General features: G+C 49.8%; 19 protein-coding genes. 9 read left to right on the top strand and 10 right to left on the bottom strand.

The window, feature by feature from the left end:
• Window positions 1–41: 41 nt before the first annotated feature.
• The 4 genes from ACN4EK_RS10280 (at window position 42) to ACN4EK_RS10265 (ending at window position 5,576) form a co-directional block, all read left to right on the top strand.
• On the top strand, window positions 42–1,628 hold the full coding sequence (locus tag ACN4EK_RS10280) for a glucose-6-phosphate isomerase (RefSeq protein WP_431657765.1): 1,587 nt from the start codon (window positions 42–44) through the stop codon (window positions 1,626–1,628).
• Window positions 1,629–1,708: 80 nt separating this feature from the next.
• Entirely contained in the window at window positions 1,709–2,986 is a 1,278-nt protein-coding gene (gene eno, locus ACN4EK_RS10275; protein ID WP_431657764.1) for a phosphopyruvate hydratase, read from the top strand.
• Window positions 2,987–3,059: 73 nt separating this feature from the next.
• The gene (gap, locus tag ACN4EK_RS10270) at window positions 3,060–4,082 is read left to right on the top strand and encodes a type I glyceraldehyde-3-phosphate dehydrogenase (RefSeq protein WP_431657763.1); all 1,023 of its coding nucleotides are present in this window, start codon (window positions 3,060–3,062) and stop codon (window positions 4,080–4,082) included.
• 321 nt (window positions 4,083–4,403) lie between these two features.
• Window positions 4,404–5,576 carry a transaldolase gene (locus tag ACN4EK_RS10265; protein WP_431657762.1) on the top strand — a complete coding sequence of 391 codons (1,173 nt, stop codon included), beginning with the start codon at window positions 4,404–4,406 and terminating at the stop codon, window positions 5,574–5,576.
• 71 nt (window positions 5,577–5,647) lie between these two features.
• Here ACN4EK_RS10265 and ACN4EK_RS10260 read toward each other — a convergent pair whose 3' ends face one another.
• The 5 genes from ACN4EK_RS10260 to ACN4EK_RS10240 form a co-directional block, all read right to left on the bottom strand.
• A complete protein-coding gene (locus ACN4EK_RS10260) occupies window positions 5,648–6,073 on the bottom strand; it encodes a type II toxin-antitoxin system VapC family toxin (RefSeq protein ID WP_431657761.1) in 426 nt (141 codons plus the stop codon).
• Window positions 6,070–6,375, bottom strand: a complete 306-nt coding sequence (locus ACN4EK_RS10255) for a type II toxin-antitoxin system HicB family antitoxin (protein WP_431657760.1) — start codon at window positions 6,373–6,375, stop codon at window positions 6,070–6,072. The genes ACN4EK_RS10260 and ACN4EK_RS10255 overlap by 4 nt, the downstream gene beginning before the upstream one ends.
• A 177-nt stretch (window positions 6,376–6,552) precedes the next feature.
• Entirely contained in the window at window positions 6,553–7,365 is an 813-nt protein-coding gene (locus ACN4EK_RS10250; protein WP_431657759.1) for a YebC/PmpR family DNA-binding transcriptional regulator, read from the bottom strand.
• An 89-nt stretch (window positions 7,366–7,454) separates the two neighbouring features.
• A complete protein-coding gene (locus ACN4EK_RS10245; protein ID WP_431657758.1) occupies window positions 7,455–7,874 on the bottom strand; it encodes a DUF4359 domain-containing protein in 420 nt (139 codons plus the stop codon).
• 142 nt (window positions 7,875–8,016) lie between these two features.
• On the bottom strand, window positions 8,017–8,646 hold the full coding sequence (locus ACN4EK_RS10240; protein ID WP_431657757.1) for a hypothetical protein: 630 nt from the start codon (window positions 8,644–8,646) through the stop codon (window positions 8,017–8,019).
• A gap of 363 nt (window positions 8,647–9,009) precedes the next feature.
• On the opposite strand from ACN4EK_RS10240, the gene ACN4EK_RS10235 reads away from it, so the two are divergent.
• From ACN4EK_RS10235 to ACN4EK_RS10215, 5 genes are all read left to right on the top strand, one after another.
• Window positions 9,010–10,311, top strand: a complete 1,302-nt coding sequence (locus tag ACN4EK_RS10235; RefSeq protein WP_431657756.1) for a TIGR04283 family arsenosugar biosynthesis glycosyltransferase — start codon at window positions 9,010–9,012, stop codon at window positions 10,309–10,311.
• Window positions 10,312–10,365: 54 nt separating this feature from the next.
• Window positions 10,366–11,097 (top strand): TVP38/TMEM64 family protein, encoded by a 732-nt coding sequence (locus tag ACN4EK_RS10230; RefSeq protein WP_431657755.1) that lies wholly within the window; start codon window positions 10,366–10,368, stop codon window positions 11,095–11,097.
• Between the two features lie 90 nt (window positions 11,098–11,187).
• Window positions 11,188–12,054, top strand: a complete 867-nt coding sequence (locus ACN4EK_RS10225) for a class I SAM-dependent methyltransferase (RefSeq protein ID WP_431657754.1) — start codon at window positions 11,188–11,190, stop codon at window positions 12,052–12,054.
• 154 nt (window positions 12,055–12,208) lie between these two features.
• Window positions 12,209–13,630: a hypothetical protein gene (locus ACN4EK_RS10220; protein WP_431657753.1), complete on the top strand. Its 1,422-nt coding sequence runs from the start codon at window positions 12,209–12,211 to the stop codon at window positions 13,628–13,630.
• 446 nt (window positions 13,631–14,076) lie between these two features.
• Window positions 14,077–15,510: a cation:proton antiporter gene (locus ACN4EK_RS10215; RefSeq protein WP_431657752.1), complete on the top strand. Its 1,434-nt coding sequence runs from the start codon at window positions 14,077–14,079 to the stop codon at window positions 15,508–15,510.
• On the opposite strand, the gene ACN4EK_RS10210 is transcribed toward ACN4EK_RS10215, so the two are convergent.
• From ACN4EK_RS10210 to ACN4EK_RS10190, 5 genes are all read right to left on the bottom strand, one after another.
• Window positions 15,487–16,125, bottom strand: coding sequence for an esterase/lipase family protein (locus tag ACN4EK_RS10210; RefSeq protein WP_431657751.1), 639 nt, complete (start codon window positions 16,123–16,125; stop codon window positions 15,487–15,489). The two genes, ACN4EK_RS10215 and ACN4EK_RS10210, sit on opposite strands and share 24 nt — an antisense overlap.
• Window positions 16,126–16,136: 11 nt before the next feature.
• Window positions 16,137–16,565 carry a photosystem II complex extrinsic protein PsbU gene (psbU, locus tag ACN4EK_RS10205; protein WP_431657750.1) on the bottom strand — a complete coding sequence of 143 codons (429 nt, stop codon included), beginning with the start codon at window positions 16,563–16,565 and terminating at the stop codon, window positions 16,137–16,139.
• A gap of 30 nt (window positions 16,566–16,595) precedes the next feature.
• Complete coding sequence (psbU, locus tag ACN4EK_RS10200; protein WP_431657749.1) at window positions 16,596–17,006, bottom strand: photosystem II complex extrinsic protein PsbU; 411 nt, start codon at window positions 17,004–17,006, stop codon at window positions 16,596–16,598.
• A gap of 57 nt (window positions 17,007–17,063) precedes the next feature.
• Window positions 17,064–17,435: a hypothetical protein gene (locus ACN4EK_RS10195; RefSeq protein ID WP_431657748.1), complete on the bottom strand. Its 372-nt coding sequence runs from the start codon at window positions 17,433–17,435 to the stop codon at window positions 17,064–17,066.
• Between the two features lie 173 nt (window positions 17,436–17,608).
• Complete coding sequence (locus ACN4EK_RS10190) at window positions 17,609–21,547, bottom strand: PAS domain S-box protein (RefSeq protein WP_431657747.1); 3,939 nt, start codon at window positions 21,545–21,547, stop codon at window positions 17,609–17,611.
• Window positions 21,548–21,790: the final 243 nt, after the last annotated feature.

The following is a 21,790-nucleotide window of genomic DNA, read 5'->3' as shown; positions in this document are numbered from 1 at the left end:
GTTGAGACGCAATCGGGTTCAAGACGTTTGAGGATAAGCTGATGGATATCGCCGCACTTTGGCAACGCTACCAAGACTGGCTCTATTACCACAATGGCTTAGGGCTATACCTGGATGTCAGTCGCATTCCCTTTGATGATGGGTTCGTCGCGGCTATGCAGCCGAAGTTTGACCAGGCGTTTCAGGCAATGACGGCTTTAGAAAGCGGCGCGATCGCCAACCCGGATGAAGATCGGATGGTGGGTCACTACTGGTTGCGTGATCCCGATCTGGCTCCCAACGACGCTCTCAAGCAGGAGATTCTTGCCTCCCTGGAACACATTGCCACGTTTGTAAAGCAAGTTCATGCGGGAGACATCCATCCTCCCACCGCGCCTAAGTTTACCGATATTCTTTCGGTGGGGATTGGTGGCTCGGCGTTAGGTCCCCAATTTGTGGCGGAAGCCTTAGCCCCGATCGATCCTCCCCTGGCAATTCATTTTATTGATAACAGTGATCCCACCGGGATCGATCGCACCCTCCAGTCCATTGGCGATCGGCTTAATAGCACTCTGGTAATTATTACCAGTAAATCCGGTGGCACGCCTGAAACCCGGAATGGCATGGTCGAGGTGAAACATGCCTATACCCAACGGGGGTTAAACTTTAGCCAACATGCGGTCGCCATTACCATGCCCGATAGCCAAATGGACAAAGTGGCGAAGCAGGAGAACTGGTTGGCTTCCTTTGCCATGCTGGACTGGGTGGGCGGACGGACTTCAGAAATGTCGGCTGTGGGGCTGTTGGCGGCTTCGCTGCAAGGGATTGACATTCAAGCGATGCTGGCGGGTGCCAAGGAAATGGATGCCGCCACCCGAGTCCCTGTCTTGAAACAAAATCCTGCCGCCCTATTAGCCCTTGCCTGGTACTTTGAGGGCGACGGCAAGGGCAAGAAGGATATGGTGATCCTGCCCTATAAAGACAGCTTGTTGCTGTTTAGCCGTTACCTACAACAACTGGTGATGGAATCTCTTGGAAAAGAAAAAGATCTGGATGGGAACGTCGTCCATCAAGGGATCGCGGTATATGGTAACAAAGGCTCAACCGACCAACATGCCTATGTACAACAACTGCGGGAAGGAGTGCTAAACTTTTTTGTCACCTTCATTGAAGTGCTGGAAGATCGGCAGGGAGCCTCGATCGACATCGAACCCGGAGCCACTTCTGGCGATTTTCTGTCTGGCTTTTTGCAAGGCACCCGACAGGCACTCTACGAAAATCAGCGGGGTTCCATCACCATTACCATTCCCCAGGTGAATCCGCGAACCGTGGGTGCATTAATCGCTCTCTATGAACGGGCTGTGGGGCTGTATGCCTCTCTGGTCAACATCAATGCCTATCACCAACCGGGGGTAGAAGCAGGGAAGAAAGCGGCCGCGTCGGTGCTGGAATTGCAGAAGCAAGTGGTCGCAGCGCTCCAGTCCAGTGGGCAACCGCTCGATCTGGCAACGCTAGCCGCCAAAGCGGGAGCCGCAGACCAGATTGAAACGATCTATCGGATTGTCCGCCATCTGGATGCCAACCAACGGGGTGTAATAGTGCAGGGCGATCGCGCTCAGCCTGCCACTCTGAAGGTATCTGCCCGCTAATTCATGATGTTTAGGGATCACCTCTGACTCACAAGTACCGGTTCACTCAATTCATTCAGACCTAGAGGAATATCAGTCTCATGCGGATTCAAGACATTACAGCAGCAGAAGTACTGGACTCGCGGGGGAATCCCACTGTTGAAGCTACGGTGTTATTAGAAGATGAACTGACGATCGGGTCGGCGATCGTGCCCTCCGGTGCGTCTACGGGGGAAAAGGAAGCGGTCGAGCTGCGAGATGGCGATAAAAGTCGCTACGGCGGCAAAGGTGTGCTAAAAGCCGTTGAAAATGTCAATACTGTGATTGCCCCGGAATTGATTGGTATGGAAGTCACCGATCAACGGGCGATCGACCTGACGATGCTGGAACTGGATGGCACAGCCAATAAAGGCAAACTGGGCGCGAATGCCATGTTAGCTGTCTCCCTGGCAGTCGCTCGTACCGCCGCGATTTCCCTCGGACAGCCGCTTTATCGCTACTTAGGCGGCAGCAATGCCTCGATGTTGCCCGTTCCCTGCCTGAACGTAATCAACGGTGGGCAACATGCCGATAACAACGTGGATTTTCAGGAATTCATGATTGCCCCCCATAATGCGCCCAGTTTTGTGGAATCCATCCGCATGGGGGTGGAAACCTTTCATGCCCTGAAATCGATTCTGCATAGCAAGGGCTACAGTACCGCCGTGGGCGATGAAGGGGGCTTTGCGCCCAACCTCAAGTCGAATGAGGAAGCGGTCGAGGTGATTCTGGAGGCGATCAGCAAAGCCGGTTATAAACCGGGAGACGACATTTCGATTTGCCTTGATCCTGCCACCAGCGAAATGTGGAAGGACGGCAAGTATCTATTCTTCAAATCGACTCAGGAAACCAAGACTTCTCAGGAAATGGTGGATCTGTGGGCATCCTGGACGCGGCAATACCCGATCGTCTCGATCGAAGATGGCATGGGCGAAAACGATTGGGAGGGGTGGAAACTGCTAACCGAAACGATCGGCGGCACGACGGAACTGGTAGGAGATGACCTGTTCTGTACCAACTCGAAAATTCTGGCAGAAGGGATCGCCGCCGGAATTGCCAATGCCGTTCTGATCAAAGTCAACCAGATTGGCACATTAACGGAAACCCTCGACACGATCGAACTCGCTAACCGCCATAACTATAAGTGCTTTGTCTCCCACCGTTCGGGAGAATCCGAGGACACGACGATCGCGGATTTAGTGGTAGCCACAGGTTCCGGTCAAATCAAAACCGGATCGGGATGCCGCAGCGAACGGGTAGCAAAGTTTAATCAACTGATGCGGATCGAGCGGCAACTGGGAACATCAGCCCGCTTTATTGGCAGTGCCGCCTTTAAGTAACCTTTGGGATAGATGACCTTGACGAACGACAAATGATCAGTGACAGATTCACGCGTTGACAGGAGATTTCATCATGGCGATTAAAGTCGGTATCAACGGATTTGGTCGAATTGGTCGGTTAGTCTTCCGCGCCGGGATCACCAACCCCCAAATTGAATTTGTGGGCATTAATGATCTGGTTCCCCCCGATAACCTGGCTTACCTGCTGAAATACGATTCGACCCACGGTACCTATCACGGTTCAGTCGTGGCGAAACCGGATGGGATTGAAGTGGATGGTAAGTTTATTCCCTGCTTTGCCATCCGTAACCCAGAGGAACTGCCCTGGAGCAAGTACGGTACTGATTATGTAGTAGAGTCCACCGGACTGTTCACCACCCATGAAGGTGCTTCTAAGCATCTGACGGCAGGGGCTAAGCGGGTGATTCTTTCGGCTCCGACCAAAGATCCCGATCGCGTCCCCACGTTCGTCGTTGGCGTGAATCATCATGACTTTGATCCCGCCAAGGATACGATCGTCTCCAACGCTAGCTGTACCACGAACTGTTTGGCTCCCGTCGCTAAAGTGTTGGATCAATCCTTTGGGTTAGCCGAAGGCTTGATGACGACGGTTCACGCCATGACCGCGACTCAACCAACGGTAGATGGTCCCAGTAAAAAAGACTGGCGGGGTGGTCGGGGAGCGTCCCAAAACATCATCCCATCGTCTACAGGAGCGGCTAAAGCCGTCGCCCTAGTGTTACCGCAGTTAAAGGGCAAACTCACTGGGATGGCTTTCCGGGTCGGCACACCGGATGTTTCAGTCATTGACCTGACTTTTAAGACCGCCAAAGCCACCAGCTACGAGGAAATTTGTCAGGCGATGAAAGCGGCATCTGAGGGGGAACTCAAGGACATTTTGGGTTATACCGATGATGAAGTGGTGTCGATGGATTTCCGGTCTGATCCTCGCTCCAGCATTTTTGATGCCAAAGCGGGGATGCAACTCAACTCGAATTTCTTCAAAGTCGTTTCCTGGTACGACAACGAGTGGGGTTATTCCCAACGGGTGATCGACCTGATGCTGGAAATGGCGAAGAAGGACGGCTTGTTTTAGGGATCAGATCCCCCCACCCCCCCTTAGCAAGCTACCGTGTACACACAAGTTATCTATTTGATGGTTGAGCCTGTCTCGCCCCCTAAATCCCCCAATTCTGGGGGACTTTGAAAGTTCTAATTACCCCCAGAATTGGGGGGCTAGGGGGGCAAAATGCAGAATCTTGAGGTAGTTGAGGAGATGTGTGTACACCGTAGCCTTAGCAAGGGGGATCTAGGGGGATCAAAGCCTGACTTTTCCAGAGATCTCTAGACATGATCATCAGAGACTAACCCACTGCGACTCACCCGTTAACCAACCACAGCATCCAAGGACAGCACTATGGCGACATTACTGGAACAACTCCGCGACATGACCGTGGTCGTTGCCGATACCGGAGACATTCAAGCGATCGAGCAATTCAAACCCCGCGATACCACCACCAATCCCTCCTTGATTACTGCCGCTGCCCAAATGCCGGAATATCAAGAGATTGTGGATGAAACGCTGAAACAAGCCAGAGCCGATGCCGGTTCCGGGGCAACTGACAAGGAAGTGGCAACATTAGCCTTCGATCGCTTAGCCGTTTCCTTCGGCAAGAAAATTCTGGAAATCGTCCCCAAGCGAGTATCTACCGAAGTGGATGCCCGCCTCTCCTACGACACGGAAGCCACGATTAACAAAGCCCGGTATCTAATTAAGGAATACGAGCAAGCGGGGATTGCGCGGGAACGGATTCTGATCAAGATTGCGGCAACCTGGGAAGGGATCAAAGCCGCTGAAGTTTTAGAAAAAGAAGGGATTCACTGTAACCTGACGCTGTTGTTTGGGATTCACCAAGCGATCGCCTGTGCCGAAGCCGGAGTCACCCTGATTTCTCCTTTCGTCGGTCGGATTCTGGATTGGTACAAAAAAGAAACCGGACAGGACTATAGCGGTGCCGAAGATCCGGGGGTTCAGTCTGTCACCCGAATTTACAACTACTACAAAAAGTTTGGCTACAAAACCGAAGTCATGGGTGCCAGTTTCCGCAACATGGAGGAGATTTGCGAACTGGCAGGTTGTGACTTGCTGACAATTTCGCCCAAGTTGTTAGGAGAATTACATGCTAGTGAAGATCTATTAATCCGCAAACTCGATCCGGCAAAAGCGGCAGCAATGGAAATTGAACGAATTACGATCGACAAAGCCACGTTTGATCAGATGCACGCCGCCGATCGCATGTCCTCCGAAAAACTGGCAGAGGGCATTCAAGGTTTTACCAAAGCTCTGGAAACCCTGGAAACCCTACTCGCCAAGCGGTTAGCCCAATTAGACGGAGCAAACTACATCCGTCATGCCGCCGAAGACATCTTCCATGCCTATGACTTAGATGGGGATGGCTTCATCACCCGCGAAGAATGGATGGGCACGGATGCGGTATTCGACGCGATCGATACGGATGGCGATGGCAAGATTACCCCTGCTGAAATGGGTGCCGGATTAGGAGCCGCCTATCAACTGGCGAGCGTCTAGTTATCAATTTAAGCAACAGATGAAACAGGTGATCCCTCATCATTTGTTTCATCCGTTAGCAACAGAATTATTTAATATCCAGATTTGTCACCCAGCAAAATCACATATCCTTCTTGGATAAAGTGTTTGTCGTGGGTCAGCACATCACGAACATTGAGTTGGCGCATCGTGTTCATAGAAATGCAGTCTGGTAAGCTATATTTCTTATCAGGGCGGCTTTCATAAAACTGTACACCCGCTAAAAACGACTCGCGCGTCTGCTGAAGCACTAAGATTTTTGGATTGTTCATTATCCCTTTAACCAGTTGAACTGCCCGCTGACGCATTTTCATCCCACGCCCTGCGAAAAAGGTTAATACTTCAGTCAACACCTCATCCGTAGTGACAATTTGCACCTGATCCAACGTGGCTGTAAGCGCGATCGCCTGTTTGTGCCAGTCATCTCCTGGATTGATAGAAGCAATCCAATAAAAAGTGTCAGCGAACAATTGCTTCATAACAGGCGCTTGGGTGTGCCGTAGATGTAGTGATCATGTTGTTCAGCTCCATCTTTAGGCAGTTGAGCCACTTCATCTTCAGTCATATCCGCTGTAACTTCAGCAAATAAATCTAATAGCGATCGTCCAGTAGAATCGGAAGCTGGCTGCTCAGGGTGTTCTAGATAGTCTCGAATGATCTCCTTGATTTCGTTGACCACGCTATCGAGCGATTCACCATGAACCTGAAGCTCAGAAATTTCTGGACTATAGGCAGTATAGCCGGAGCCACTTTTTTGAATTTGAATATTGACTGCCAACATAGTAAGTCTGCCAGTGTCAACAATTTACTAAATTGTATCCTCAACAACCAATTTCACCCAAATGGATGAGTCGATCGGATGAGTTGAAACCCAGTAACAATCGGTATCGTAGTAATTGTGTAGAGCACAGATCCGTGGGGGAGTCGAATGGGGGCATTCAGACTCCTCCGTTTTTATTTAAGCGGCACTGAGCGTCATCAATTCATCGGTCATCTCAAAGTTCGCGGTCACACTTTGGACATCATCCAGATCTTCCAAGGCATCCATCAGTTTGAGGACGCTACGAGCCTGATCGGGATCATTCACCTCGATCGTGTTGTTGGGAATCCAGCGCAGTTCAACTTGGGTGACGCTATAGCCCTTATCCTTGAGGGTTTGGCTCAACAGTTCTAGATTGGTGGGATCGGTCAGAGCTTGAGCCACCATACCATCCTCCGTTTCCAGCATCTCATAAGTGTCTGCGCCTCCTTCCAAAAAGGCTTCCAGCAGTTCCTCTTCGCTGACTTCGTTGACAGGTTCTCCCCGTCTTCCGCGTCCGGTCTTGGTGGGAGTGAGGCAGACATCAACACTGCCTTTCTGGTCGAACATCCAGCCGACACAGCCCGTTTCTCCTAAATTCCCCCCATTTTTGCTGAAGGCAGCCCGTAGATCGGCGGCGGTACGATTGCGATTATCCGTCAGGGCTTCGATCAAAATCGCTACGCCACCGGGTCCATACCCTTCATACCGAATCGCTTCTAAAGCAGCGTTATCGGCTCCCAGTTTGCCTGCGCCTTTAGCGATCGCCCGATCGATATTGTCGTTGGGAATCCCCGCCGCCTTAGCTTTCTCGATCGCTGTCCGGAGTTGAAAATTTCCGGCAGGATCGGGCACCCCACTGCGAGCCGCCACAATAATTTCCCGCGAGATTTTTGTAAACACCTTCCCTTTGACTGCATCCACCCGAGCCTTTTGGCGCTTGATGTTTGCCCACTTACTATGTCCTGCCATAGCTCAACCGCAATAAAGCAAATTTACCTATTGATTCCGATCAATAGGATACCCTTTCGATTGAGCTTGCGACCAACTGTGAGGCTGGATTACTGACGCGCCTCAAAGGTAAGAAATTGGTTGAATATGGCGATCGTTTTCAAGCGACCTACGGGAGTTTCAGTCGTGTAGAGGCTAAACAGCCCAAAATTCTGGCGCTTGGTAGTGGAATCAATGAACCCTTCCAGTAAGCCCCGCCCGATCGTTTGACTGAGTAAAAATCCGCCCTGACACATCACCTGGATTAGTTCTCTGATCTCGGCAGGTTGTTCACGCCGATTACCGGGAGATTCGGCACAGACTTGTTTTTGTAGTCCCGGCAATCGGTGATCAAACATGTACTTAACGTAAGCCTTTTGATCCGGGTTCGTGACTGCCATCACCAGCGCTAATACAGCCAGAGAAATAGCGCCAATTTTGGCGATCGATGCTTTGGAGTCAGCAGTCTGTGGGTCGGAGGAAGGTTTCATAACGGTAAATTTGTGATCCGGGATGATGGATTCTACAAGGGGATAGAGCCAGATCTCCGACATTTTGTTGCCGCTAGAGCTCTGTAGCCGCATAACGTCCCCCCGTTGCAGATCAGCATCCCCCAGCAGACACAACTTTCAGCTACAACTTGCCTTCGTCTACATCCGTGAACTGATAGTTGTAGAATTCCGTTCCCGTCACTTTGTTAATTACGGTGACGCGACCTGCCCCGCGATCGTAAATCACCCGTACCTGATTATCGGAACCAATAAAGGTTTTGCCAGATGTCCGGTTAAGAATGCCTGAGAAGCGAAATTCGCCTTCGGTAATCTGTGCGGCAATCTGGTTGGCATTTCGTTGCGTCATTTTGGTGACTGGAGTTGGCGAAGCACTGCCAGAAGTCGATTGGTTATTATTATTGTTATCAGAATTATCATCCCAATAAACAAAAATAGACTCGTTCGCTAGACGATAAATCTGTCCTTTGTCACCCAGGCCAGCTTGCCGATAGGCTGCCCGACCATTTTGATCGCGATAGTTACCCGGTTGATTCCCGACTGGACGCAAATCATAGCGTTTGCCATTTTGTAGTTGAATTCCGACTGCTCCTTGCCGTTGGGAAAACGTACAGGAGCCAGAGGAGGTCGCCCGATCGCTGCCCTTGGGATAAACATCACACCGAGCCTTGACCGTGTCAGCGTTGGCAGCAACCGTAATCCCTAGAGAGGCGATCGCTAGAGTCGCAGTCCAAAAAGCGGTTGAGAACTTCATCGTTTAGACACTCCGTTATCAAGTAACAGCATCAGAGACAACTGGATCATTACGTTACCGTCAGAACCTCAGAGGGCGTTTGAAAAGTCACAATCGTTACCTGAACTGCCCCCCTAACCCCCCAATTCTGGGGGGAACCGGATTCAAAGTCCCCCAGAATTGGGGGATTTAGGGGGCTAGTGCAATCGTTTTGATACTTTTAAAACATCCTCTCAAGGAGATCTACAATCGTCCAGCTTACCGGATCAATTTTCTACAAAAACTAAATATTATTAGTAATTTTCATTGTTGGCATTTAAGCCGGTTAGAGGGGAGTAGTGAGACGATAATGGATGCCTGAACCTGTTGAATTGACTGAAGATTGTGACTGCGATCGATTGTTTAATTGTGTTTACACGTTATCCTAAACCGGGAAAGGCTAAAACTCGCTTAATCCCGGCCCTGGGTGAAACTGGAGCCGCTGAACTGCATCGGCAAATGGCAGAACATACTCTGAATCAGGCACGAGATTTACGATCGCCGCGTCCCATCACGATCGCAGTCCGATTTACAGGTGGCGATGAATCCCAAATGTCAGCCTGGTTAGGTGCAGACGTGGAATATTGCCCACAGGGTACTGGCGATTTGGGCGATCGCTTGTCTGAGGCATTTATTGCCGCCTTCGATCGCAAGTTTCGATCGGTGGTCATCATTGGTACAGATTGTCCAGAATTAGATGAATCTGTCTTAGTCGCGGCCTTTCAGCAACTACAACACCATGATGTAGTTCTCGGATCGGCGGCGGATGGAGGTTACTATCTGATTGGCTTGCGACGGTATTACCCAGAGTTATTTCAAGCAATTGCCTGGAGTAGCGATCGCGTGTTTGCCCAAACCTATACGATCGCGCAACAGTTGGGCTTGCAGGTGAGTACCAATTTACCTGTGTTGTCTGACGTGGATTATCCCGAGGATATAGTGATTTGGCAACGAGCTACAGCCAAAATTTCGGTGATTATTCCCACATTGAATGAAGCGACTAACCTGGCTCAGACCCTCACCACTGTTCAATCGGGCAAGTATATAGAAGTGATTGTGGTGGATGGCGGCAGTACCGATGATACCGTTGCGATCGCCAAAGCTCATGCAGTAAACAGATTGATTTGCACCACAGCGGGACGTGCCCATCAAATGAATATGGGGGCTGAGGCGGCGACGGGCGATATTTTATTGTTTTTGCATGGGGACACCTGTTTACCGCCTAACTTCGATCGCATCGTGCGTCAGACACTTGCCCCAACTGGCACAGCCGCCGGAGCCTTTGAATTGGCGATCGCAGGATCGGCATGGGGCTTGCGATTAATCGAATGGGGCGTAAATTGGCGATCGCGATGGCTGCATTTACCCTACGGAGATCAGGCACTTTTTTTTCCGGCAACCGTCTTTCGAGAGATTGGTGGCTTCCCCGAACAGCCGATCATGGAGGACTTTGAACTGATGCAACGGCTAAAACGGCAGGGCGCGACGGTGGCGATCGCTTCGGCAAGTGTCCTGACCTCCAGGCGACGCTGGCAAAAATTGGGTATTCTCAGAACAACCCTATTGAATCAATGGGTGATTTTAGCGTATTGGTTTAAGGTGTCTCCTATCCGGATCGCCAGATGGTATCGGGGGAAGAATCAATAGTCTGATGACGTTCTGCAAGCTATTCTTAAAGTCGTGCATATTCCCCATCGCCTAATGCGGTTTCCCACCCTTCGCTTAAGACAACCCTATAAAAGCTGGTTCTATACCGCACTCGGTCTATCAGCATTCATTGCGGTTTGCATCTTTAGCCCCGCACGCGTTTTGTTTGATGAGACGTTTTTGGTCAATACCTTTAACGGATTGGGAATCTATGCGGCTCCTGCCTTTGTCCTGTTATCGACCCTCTCTATTTCAATGGGATTTCCCGGAAATGTGCTGGCGGTAGCGTCGGGAGCGGTGTTTGGCTTTATTTGGGGCACGATCTGGTCATTATTAGGTGCGACCTTAGGTGCGGTGGGAGCCTTCCTGATTGCCCGGTTATTACTGCATCGGTGGGCAGAAAAGCGGTTTGAACATAATTCCTGGCTCAAACGGATCAATCAGGCGATCGCAGACCACCCGATGATTTATATTCTGCTTGTCCGGTTCACCCCCCTCTCACCGTTCAGTCTGGTGAATTTCCTGTTTGGGCTAACTCCGGTTGACCTGAAGACCTATACGATCGGCACATTTCTGGGACTCATTCCCCTATACGCCACCTATAACTGGTTAGGAGTGACAGGTAGACAAGCCTTGCAAGGGGGCGATCGCATTCCCTTTGCTCTGGCATTAGGAGCGCTGACCTTACTGACTGTTTTACCATTACTGAAGAAAAAGAAGCCGACTACTACGGTGAGAGGCGATCGGGAACTATCTTCTGTCAACGCCAATTCATTACGGGAATAGGGAATTTTCGGTAACACCATTCCCCAAATTGGTCTGAATTCACTACACTCTGAGACAGATACGCGACCTTTGTACTGACTCAAGTTTGCTATGGCAGTTCGTAAAGACACCTTATTTGAGCGCTTCCTGGCTCCCGTCTCCCGTTTCTTTATTAATGAAGCTGAACTGCGCCGTCTGCGTGACACGATCGACTGGGAAACGGCGGCAACTCGCTTGAGTCATCCAAGTTTGACCTATCCGGACTATTACAGTCAGCAGAACTTTCATGGCATCAACCAGGGCTATCTCAACATCAGTGCTGCCGTCACCTACGACGCGATTACCCAATATGCCCTCCCCCCCGGTGAATCCTTAGTCCGGCAGGGATTACTCGATGCGATCCAAACCCATCCCCGCCGCATTCTCGATCTAGGTTGTGGCACAGGTTCGACTACCCTCCTACTCAAACGCAAATTTCCCGATGCCGAAGTAATTGGGCTGGATTTATCACCTTACATGCTGGTGATGGCAGAACACAAAGCCACCCAGGCAGGATTAGAAATTCACTGGCGGCATGGGTTAGCAGAACATACCGGCTTACCGGATACCTCGTTCGATTTAGTAACGGCATCCCTGTTGTTTCATGAAACTCCCCCAACGATCTCTAGAGCCATTCTGCGGGAAGCCTATCGCTTGCTCACCACTGGAGGTGAAATCCTGATGCTGGATGGCAACCAAAAAATGTTGCGGCAAACGGAATGGCTAACCCAAATTTTTGAAGAACCCTATATTCAAGCCTATGCGGCTGAAAGTGTAGATGCCTGGATGGGAGCAACGGGATTTGGTGCGATTCAAACCCATGATTTGTGGTGGTTGCATCAAGTTTCGCGGGGAGTGAAACCCTTGCCGGGTCAAGCGATCGAATTTACGCCTGCCGCCGTAGAAAACATGGGCAGTGGGCAGTGGGTCATGGGTTAACTGTCAGCGAGATTAGCCGCTTGGCTAGAAATGATTTCAGTACCAGCAGAGGATCTGGCAAAAGTTGGTTCTGGTGAGCAGAATGAAGAAGACCAACCGCAGACCTTAACTGATCTGGTAAGAGAAAATCATGCACTTAAACCGCAAACGGCTCATGCTGTGGCTTGTCTCCCTGCTCGTGCTGATCGGAGTGCTTACCCCGACGATCGCACAGCAAACCCTGGCGGCAACTCCGGTGACTGCCCGTTCTGCCGATGACTTTGTTCATAGCCTGTGTGTCACTACGCACTGGAGTTATACCGATACGCCCTATGCCCAACGCTATCCCGAAGTGAAGCAAAAGCTGGTGCAATCTGGGATTCGGCATGTCCGGGATGGCTTGTATCAAGATCGGGCACAGGATCTGGGCAAACAAAATATTCGCATGACAGTGGTGGCAGATGTCCCCAATTATGCCAATGGTGATTCCCAAACTATTCAGGAGTTAATCAACCAGATTAAAGCCAGTAATGCGGCTGGAGCCAAAATTGATGCGGTAGAGGGTCCGAATGAAGCCGATTTGTTTTGGGATGCTTCCCGGTTTAATAAAAAGTATAAAGGACAAGGATTCCCAGAGGGCTTAATTGCTTTTCAGAAAGATTTATATACGGCGATCAACCGCGATCGGGCAACAAAGGATATCACCGTGATCGGACCGTCTTTAGGAGTCACCTATGACCCCGGTGCCGGAAAACCCAATCCCCTGGCTCCTGGCAGTTTGAAACAGGCAGTTGATTGGGGCAACTTCCATCCCTATCCCGGTGGTAATCCCTTTAACACACCATTCGACTACAACACCACCCAAAAATACTACTGGAATAGTAATTTCCCTTCCATTCATATTGGTGAACATCCTTACCTATTTGATGTTTACAGTGCGCCATTCTACCCGCAACCGATGGCAGCTACCGAAACAGGTTACTCTACCTACAAAGATGGCATTTCGGAAGCGGTGCAAGTGAAATATCTACCACGATTGTTTTTGGAGTTTTTTAGTAAAGGGTTTCCGCGCACCTGTGCCTATGAATTTGTCGATGAGTTTGTTGACACTGATCGCTCGAATCGGGAGGCTAACTTTGGGTTATTGCGGCGAGATCTGACACCGAAGCCAGCCTATCTAGCAATCAAGAATTTGATTCAACTCCTGCAAGATCCAGGGGCAAAGTTTACTCCTGGCAAATTAGCTTACGAGATTACACCTCGTCCCGTTAAAGATTACCGGGAACCGAATTCTGGCATGGTGACCACCTACGATCGCACCCAGGATATCCATTCCCTACTGTTACAAAAACGCGATCGCAGTTTCTATCTGGCCCTCTGGCATGAAGTTTCCAGCTATGACACCAGTAACAATCCACCGCGTCCGATTCAACCGCCCGCCCTGCCCGTCACCCTCAAGCTGAATCAGCCTGTTCGCAATGTGACTTTTTATACGCTGGAACTGGATGGGACGTTGAAACCTACCTCAGCCAAGTTGAACAACAATCAAGTGGAATTATTGATTCCCGATCGAGTGCTGCTAGTGAAGATTGCCTGATGAAGGGTTCAATTGGCTTAATTTTCTACCCTTACTCAAATTACAGCCGTTTTCGCCCCCCTAGCCCCCCAAAATTGGGGGGAACAGGAGTCAAAGTCCCCCAGGATTGGGGGCTTAAAGCCCTACGGGCATACTAGAAAAGGGGGCTGACAGAATTGACCCGTGTGGTGGATTCATTTGCGAACGGCTATAAGGCGCTGGAAAATCGCATTGCTGAAGTGAAACTGAATCAGATATTATAAAAATATAATCTTAAAACAAATAATCATAGATTAAATTCTATGATTCAGGTGTGAGGAGGTTTATATCCTTCGCATCGATCGGTCTCCTTCCTGCTGTTGAAGCGTGATTTCAGGTGACCAAGCTGTGCCGGGGTGGTTGTTCACCATCCTGCCAGTTTTTTTTGACCTTGTTGCCAAGCACAATCTGAGCAAGAGCCATATCCCATGATGACCTTACCGATTGTCTGGATACTTTTACCCCTGGTTGCAGGGTTCTGCATTTATCTGTTGCCAGCATTAAGTCGCTGGCTGGGGCTGGGAGTGGCGGTTGTTTCCTCAGTTTACGGACTCAACCTCATCCTTCAACAGACCCCGTTTACTCTAGAATTGATCGATCACTTTGGCGTTACCTTGTTACTCAATGCTCAGAGTGGCTTTTTTATTCTGACGAATGGGTTAGTAACGGCAGCCGTTATCCTCTACTGCTGGCGTAGTAATAGGTCAGCTTTTTTCTACACCCAACTGAGTATCCTCCACGGTAGCATTAATGCTGTCTTCATTTGTGCTGACTTTATCAGTTTGTACGTTGCCCTGGAAGCCATTAGCATTACAGTTTTTCTGTTAATTGCCTATCCCCGCACCGATCGCACGATTTGGATAGCGTTGCGATATTTGTTTGTTAGCAACACTGCCATGTTGTTCTACCTGCTGGGAGCCGTATTGGTCTACCAGGCTAACCACTCCTTTGCCTTTAGCGGACTCAATCAGGCTCCTCCAGAAGCGGTGGCTCTGATTTTGTTGGGGCTGTTAACCAAAGGAGGCGTGTTTATTTCAGGGTTATGGTTGCCACTGACCCATGCTGAAGCAGAGGCTCCTATATCAGCCCTGCTATCTGGAGTAGCGATTAAAGCGGGGATTTTTCCGTTATTGCGCTGCACTGAATTGGTCGATAGCGTTGATATTGTCATCCGCATTTTTGGCATGGGAACCACCGTTATGGGAGTAAGCTTTGCCATGCTTGAAAAGGATGTTAAGCGTATTTTTGCCCTCAGTACGATCTCCCAAATGGGATTTGTGTTGGCGGCACCCCAGGTAGGAGGATTGTATGCCCTGAGCCACGGATTAGCCAAAGCGACCTTGTTTTTAAGTACGGGCAGTTTACCCAGTCGCAACATTGATCAATTGCGGCAAAAGCCTATGCCCAGGCAAGTCTGGTTCGCTCTGGCGATCGCGGGGTTATCCATTTCCGGTCTGCCCCTCCTGGTTGGGTTTGGCGCTAAGGTACTCACACTCCAAAGTTTGCTGCCCTGGCAGATCATTCCCATGAATGTGGCGGCGGTTGGCACCGCGATCGTCTTCTCAAAGTTGTTATGTTTGCCCCACCAACCAGAATCAGAAAAACCCATTGCGGTTGGGTTGCGTCCCGCCGCCCTGCTCCTGATCAGCGGCTTAGTCATCGCCAATGGTTTCTCCTTGCCGTCCTACAGCCCCAGTAACGTGATCAAAGCTCTGGTGATCATTGCCGTTGGCTGGACAGCCTATTTCCTGATTTTGAGAAAAGTGCCGCTGCAAGTTCCCCGCGCCATCGAGCAGGTTGAGCAACTCATTGGGATGATGAGTCTGGTGCTGCTGGGGCTATTTTGGTTGGTATTGGTGTAATAGTCCATTCAACGTCAGCGATCGCAGCACTACATCTTGCACCCGCCGATCGTTCATCATGAAGGTATGCCAGACCTGGAGTTGCACAATTCGATCCTGGTCAGAGAGGCGAGTTTCGCTTAAGGCCACAATGCCATCATTCAGTTCCAGCCCAAACGGGCTGAGAGCGCCTCTAGGACCACTTGTACCCGCCACGATCGTATAGGGAACCTCCAGGGTAGGCATGGCGGCATAGAAGTGATGGCAGGTCAAATTAAAGCCGCACTGTCCCGAAAACCATTGAAACGGGGGTAGTCGCCATGCGTGAGCCGCTAACCGAGGCGGTTGATTGGGAGTTCCCAGCATGACGATATGGACGGGAGGCGGAATGTTGGCTAGCCCCAATGCCGATCGCACCAGCAAACCTCCCAGGGAATGGGCAACCACCCCATAACTACCCTGTTGTGCCAGCATGTATAGTCGCTCTTGCAGGCGTGCCACAATGCGATCGTAGGATTCCATAAAAGCGGCATAACCAAAGTGTTCTGTTGGATGTCCAGAACGTTGGAGCTGCCGCTCTAAATTAACCAGTGATAGGGGACTACGCCCCAGTCCGTGAATCAGTAAAACCTTCATTTCAGCATGAGTTATCTGTACACTCCAGGATTATAGCGATCGCCTCCTTCAACCAGTGCGGGTTCAACATCAGTGACAGTGAACTTATCCAAACTGTTGCGTAGCAATTGACGTTGTTGTTCGGTTAAGCCAGGAATGTCTAATACATCTTCAACCTCTTGATAGGGAGCATTTTGGATGATCAACCGAGCTAAGTTGGGATAAAGTCCGGGGTATTCCCGGAACATCCGAATGTTGCTGTTGTTTAAGTCTACTTTTTGACCAAATTCAGTCTGGAGTTTTGCCTCTACTGCACTTTTAGCCGAGGGAACTACAGCAACCACTTCAGATCCATCCCAGAGCAGGGGATTTGCGGCTAAACCAGGTGGCATTTGAGCGAACCAACCCCAAGTCAACACACACAATAGTAACGAGAGGAGCGATCGAAGGAGCGTGTTCATCTTGATTCACCTCACAATATGCTGCGGACGTTAAGGCATCGGCGGTCTTGGCGGCATCCGCATTTCCAAAGAGACTCTGGGTTCTGTCACTATAAAGTTCTTCAATTGTGCTTTCAGCAAGGCAATTTGACGATCGCTTAAGTTGGGAATGTCCAGGACATCTTCAACCGCTTCGTAGGGACTGTTTTGAACAATCAAAGTGGCTAAGGTGGGATAGAATCCCCGACAGTCAGTGAATGCCACAATATTGGCATTGTTTAAATCAATCTTCTGGGCAAAATCCGGACAGGCGGCGGCATCCACTGCATCCACTTGAGCAGCGATCGTCAGAGCCGGAAAGCTGAAATGACTCAAGGGAGTCGCCATTGCCGGTGCGACCCAACTGAAATACCCCCAACAAAACACCAGCAAACAACCAAGAAATGTTAAAACTCTTTTCATGACCTGATCTCCCATGAAATTCACTGAACCAGGCGAGTGATGTAATTCTTCACTACTTTAAACAACAGATTGCTGAGTATTCATCTCCCAATAGAGCAGGGTGAGAGCCTGCCCAACCTGCCCCTTGATAGCTTCCCACTGAGATGATAATTTCAATTCGTTTTGCAACAACACCTTCACCGGACTCATCATTGCGGAACGATCGCCCGAAGGCGGTGGTAATAAAACAGTTGGCATTTCTACCGATGGCATGGCTAGATGCACAGCCGCCGCCTGAATTAACGGATGTTCTTGCCGTAACAAGCGATCGAGTTCAAGCGGAGAAGGAATATGGGGTTCTGGTGCGATCGTTTCCCAGGGATCGGGAATGATGGGTACAGAACTGGGTATAGATAATTTAGGGGAATTTTTATTGGTTTTGTTAAACATGATTGAATCACCTCCCTGCTAATTAGTCAGAGATGAAACGGATGCCAAAATCACGGGTTACGCATGAATTCACTCCTACCTTGATCATAGCAGTGGCATCAATTAGAGAGATTACAGAATGTAAGAATGGCAAACCGCCCCCCAACCCCCAATTCTGGGGGAGCTAAATCATTCTACACATTGCCAATGAGAGTCCGAAGATGATTCAGCAACTCATCCAGCGTGTAGGGCTTCGACATAAAGATACTGGCTCCAGCCGCAAGCGCCGGTTCTCGATTCGCGGGTAGTCCACTCATGGCGATAATGGGGACGGTGGAATTGATTGCCTTCAGTCGTTGAATTAAGGAAATACCGTTCATTTTAGGCATCATAATGTCCGCAATTACCAGTTTAATGGCAGGTTGACGTTGAGCATAAAGCGCGATCGCTTCGATACCATCATTCGTTGATAACACAGTATAGTGATGCGCTTCTAGTAGCGATCGTGTGCTGAGTTGCACCGCCACATCATCATCAACTACTAGAATGAGTTCTCCATGCCCATCTAATAGTTCTTGGGAGTGACTGGAACTGGGAGGAATTCCAACTAGCATGGGTAAATACATATTGATTTGAGTACCGCGACCCACGTCACTAAAAACTTGCAAAAATCCGCCATAATTTCTAACAATTCCTAATACAGTTGCCAAGCCTAAACCAGTTCCCTGCCCAGGAGCTTTGGTCGTAAAGAAGGGATCGAAAATGCGATCGCGCACCTCTAGAGGAATCCCTGTGCCTGTATCGGCAACAGTAATAACGACATAATTACCAACTTTGGCATCTAGCTCGGTTTGTGCCAGGTTCTGCTCGACAAAACATTGTGCGACGGACAGAGACAGCGTTCCCCCATCCGGCATGGCATCTCGCGCATTCACACATAGATTCATCAACACCTGATGCAGGTAAGTTGAATCCGCCAACACTAGCCAGGGGGCTAAATCAGGGATGGTTTGCTGAATGACGATCGACTTAGGAAATGTTTGTTGTACCACGTTAATCACCTCCTGCACTAACGGGGCAATTGGGGTGGGGCTACATTCCCCATTGGTGCCTCGGGAGAAGGTGAGAATTTGTTTAATCATCTGAGCACCCCGTTTAGCCGTCTCCTCCAAAACCTCCAGCATTTCCTGCGATCGGGCATCCAGGTTCAACGGCTTTAACCGTAATAACTGAGAGATTGCCACAATGGGGGTAAGAACATTATTCAGATCATGGGCAATCCCACTGGCGAGCGTCCCTAAACTCTCCAGTCGTTGCGCCCGATAAAACTGCGTTTCGAGTTGTTTCTTTTCCGTAATATCCGTCGAGATGCCACAAATGGCATAGGGTACTCCCAAGGCATTGCAAAGTGGAAACTTGACCGTCAGGTAATGATGGATGCCATCCGGTAAAGCTATCGCCTCCTCCAGTTGGAGCAGTTGACCTGTCTCCAGCACCGTTCGGTGATTCGCTGCCCAGGTATTCGCAATCTCAGTTGACCAAAGTTGATCAATCGTCTTACCGATAATCTCGGCTGGAGTGAGAGAGAGCAAGTTGGCATAGCTACAGTTGACCAACAGGTGTTTATTTTGGGGATCGATCAGATAAATAATTGCCGGTGAATGATCCAAAATGGCTTGCAGTCGTTGTTCACTATCCCGCAGGGCTTGTTCGGCGTGTTTGCGATCGGTGATGTTGTGACTGAGGGTGGCCAGGGCGATCGGGTGATCCTGCTGATCCCGAATGCACAGCACGTTATAAATCATCCACAGGGCTTCACCCGTTTGAAAATGGCGAAACCGAATTTCGACTTGTGCTTGCCCTTCCTGCAATACGCGGGGAAAAAACTCATTGACAATAAACTCTTGATCCTCGGGGAAAAAAAAGTTTCTAACTCGCATGTCGCCATACTGCTGGAGATCCTCGATCCCGATCATTTGCCTGCCTGCGGCGTTGAGATACAGGGGTTTAAAGTCCATATCGCAAATGCCAATGAATTCCGAGCTATTATCAGCCAGGGAAATAAATTTTCGGGCTTCCAGTTCTGCCTGTTTGCGATCGCTAATATCATAATTAACGGTGGTGACAATCCAGCAGTCCTCGGAAATTTTGCGAGAGGTATAGGAACTAGAAAACCAGCGAATGGAGCCATCTTTGCGGCGAAACCGATACTCAGCCGTGGCATCCCGTTCGGCAAAGAACTGATCGAATAATGGCATGAGAATCTGGTCGCGATCGGCTGGCACTACCTGCGATAGCCAGAAATGTTTATCCGCATAGTCTTCCAGGGCATAGCCAAACAGGCGTTCACATCCGGCAGACCAATATTCGTACTCCCAATCGCGATTGGCATAGACCCGGAAACTCGAAATTGCTGCGATCGCGCTATCTAAAATGCGGCTGAGTTTGCCTTCCGAAGTCTGTAGAGAGAGTTCTAGCCGCTTGCGATCGCTAATATCCGTGGCTGTCCCCACAATCCGGTAGATTCTCCCCTGGGGATCTCGGAGTGGCGAAAGTGTGGTCAATGTCCAGATCGTATGATTTTCAAAAATCACATATTCTTCATAGGAAAGACTGTTGCCCGCCTGTAGACACCGTTCATAGTTTTGCCGGAACCGACCGCCGATCGTGTCACCAAAGGCTTGCTCAGGTGTTTTGCCCTCCAGGGCTTGCGTGCGATCGCCTGCCAATAGCTCTGCTAACCGATTGAAGCCACTGTAATAGAAGTCGTTCGCTTCCGTCACCTCAATCACAAACATCGCTTGATCGGCACCATCATAGATACTGCTGAGAAACTGTTCCCGTTGGCGTAATGCCTGATTCGTCGCGACAAGTTCGGCTGTGCGATCGGCAACCTGCCTTTCCAGTTGCGTATGGGCAGATTGCAACTCTTGTTCCATCGCTTTACGTAACCGAATATTTCGCAATGACCAGCACAGGCTCACAATTTCATTGCGCAAATTTTTATGACTGGTAACGGCAATGAGCACTGAACAGGGTTCTCCACGTCTGGGCTGAACAGTAACTTCCCAGTTTTGCTCAAAGTCTAACTGAGCTAACCGCCGATAAAACTCCGGGCGATCGGGCTTGGCAATAAATACAACCAGGGGTTTACCCAGCAAGCGACGGGAACTGATCTGAAATAGATCGAATGCGGCATGATTGGCTTCTTGAATCACTCCATGCAGATTGGTGACAAGATAGGCATCTGGCGCAAACTCAAATAACTCTTGATAGCGCTGCCGTTCTAAGGCGATCGTTTGTTGGGCAGCCGTTAATTGGGCATTTTGTTGGAGGAGTTCTTCCTGCGTCGATCGTAGTTCTTCTAATGCCAACCGTAATTGCTCATTCACCTGGGACAGTGCGGCAATTTGGGGAGCCGTTGGCTGCTGCTCAACCTGCACCGCCAGAAAGTTGGAATAGGCTGGGTTTAACTGGTAGCCCACCCGATGTTTCGTTTGAATCAAATCTTTGGGTGCCCCAGCCGCCGCTAATTTTTGGCGTAATTCCTTAATGTGAACCCGTACCGCTTCTTCCCCAGGCGACTCAACCGAACTCCAGGCATGATCTAAAATGGCTCTTGAATTCAGTGCCCGTTGGGGCTGCCGCAGAAATAGCTCCAGGATGGCATATTCCTTCGGCGTGACCGCTAACAGATGCGTTCCATACGCCACACGTTGACTACTGGGATCAACCGATAACAGTCCCCAGGTTAAGACCGGTGACTGGGTTGACTGCCCCCGTCGCAACAATGCCTGCACCCGCGCCACTAACTCCTCAGCATCAAATGGCTTCACCATGTAATCATCCGCCCCTGCATTCAGGGCGATCGCCTTTTGCCGACCTTCTCCCTGCCCCGTTAATAGCAAAATTGGTTTCTGCCACCCTTTCGTCCGCAACCGCTGGCAAACAGTGATCCCATCTAGCTTTGGTAAGACCACATCCAGCACAATCACATCGTAGTCAAAGGCATCCACCATCTGCAAGCCAGCTTCACCGTCCCCGGCAATATCGACGGCATAGTTATAGCCAGATAACAAGATCTGTAGTGTACGTGCGACAGCCTGCTCATCTTCTACAACCAGAATTTTCATAACTCATCCCTAACCTGGGCTATCAGCATCCCTAATCTGCTCTGTTCACGGCTTGAGCACCTATGACAGCAGCTTACATACAGACTGCTTAGGGCAAAAGAAGCAACTCATGAATCGAGGAGTGAGCTATACCCCTCTTTAATTATTTATGACGATAATTTAATACTGCTTTACTATTAAGAAAATTTAGCAAATTGTTAGTTATATGATGAAACTTAGATTATTCTCTATGTTCCTCACAGT

Source organism: Pantanalinema rosaneae CENA516 (genome assembly GCF_050753385.1).
GTDB lineage: Bacteria > Cyanobacteriota > Cyanobacteriia > Leptolyngbyales > Leptolyngbyaceae > Pantanalinema > Pantanalinema rosaneae.
This window is presented reverse-complemented; position numbering and strand designations above follow the sequence as displayed.

Coding starts and splice junctions, on each gene's coding strand:
- ACN4EK_RS10265 (WP_431657762.1), top strand. CDS start 4,404: ATGGCGACATTACTGGAACAACTCCGCGACATGACCGTGGTCGTTGCC.
- ACN4EK_RS10280 (WP_431657765.1), top strand. CDS start 42: ATGGATATCGCCGCACTTTGGCAACGCTACCAAGACTGGCTCTATTAC.
- psbU (WP_431657750.1), bottom strand. CDS start 16,565: ATGAACACGCTCCTTCGATCGCTCCTCTCGTTACTATTGTGTGTGTTG.
- ACN4EK_RS10240 (WP_431657757.1), bottom strand. CDS start 8,646: ATGAAGTTCTCAACCGCTTTTTGGACTGCGACTCTAGCGATCGCCTCT.
- ACN4EK_RS10190 (WP_431657747.1), bottom strand. CDS start 21,547: ATGAAAATTCTGGTTGTAGAAGATGAGCAGGCTGTCGCACGTACACTA.
- eno (WP_431657764.1), top strand. CDS start 1,709: ATGCGGATTCAAGACATTACAGCAGCAGAAGTACTGGACTCGCGGGGG.
- gap (WP_431657763.1), top strand. CDS start 3,060: ATGGCGATTAAAGTCGGTATCAACGGATTTGGTCGAATTGGTCGGTTA.
- ACN4EK_RS10210 (WP_431657751.1), bottom strand. CDS start 16,125: ATGAAGGTTTTACTGATTCACGGACTGGGGCGTAGTCCCCTATCACTG.
- ACN4EK_RS10195 (WP_431657748.1), bottom strand. CDS start 17,435: ATGTTTAACAAAACCAATAAAAATTCCCCTAAATTATCTATACCCAGT.
- ACN4EK_RS10250 (WP_431657759.1), bottom strand. CDS start 7,365: ATGGCAGGACATAGTAAGTGGGCAAACATCAAGCGCCAAAAGGCTCGG.
- ACN4EK_RS10260 (WP_431657761.1), bottom strand. CDS start 6,073: ATGAAGCAATTGTTCGCTGACACTTTTTATTGGATTGCTTCTATCAAT.
- psbU (WP_431657749.1), bottom strand. CDS start 17,006: ATGAAAAGAGTTTTAACATTTCTTGGTTGTTTGCTGGTGTTTTGTTGG.
- ACN4EK_RS10245 (WP_431657758.1), bottom strand. CDS start 7,874: ATGAAACCTTCCTCCGACCCACAGACTGCTGACTCCAAAGCATCGATC.
- ACN4EK_RS10220 (WP_431657753.1), top strand. CDS start 12,209: ATGCTGTGGCTTGTCTCCCTGCTCGTGCTGATCGGAGTGCTTACCCCG.
- ACN4EK_RS10225 (WP_431657754.1), top strand. CDS start 11,188: ATGGCAGTTCGTAAAGACACCTTATTTGAGCGCTTCCTGGCTCCCGTC.
- ACN4EK_RS10255 (WP_431657760.1), bottom strand. CDS start 6,375: ATGTTGGCAGTCAATATTCAAATTCAAAAAAGTGGCTCCGGCTATACT.
- ACN4EK_RS10215 (WP_431657752.1), top strand. CDS start 14,077: ATGATGACCTTACCGATTGTCTGGATACTTTTACCCCTGGTTGCAGGG.
- ACN4EK_RS10230 (WP_431657755.1), top strand. CDS start 10,366: ATGCGGTTTCCCACCCTTCGCTTAAGACAACCCTATAAAAGCTGGTTC.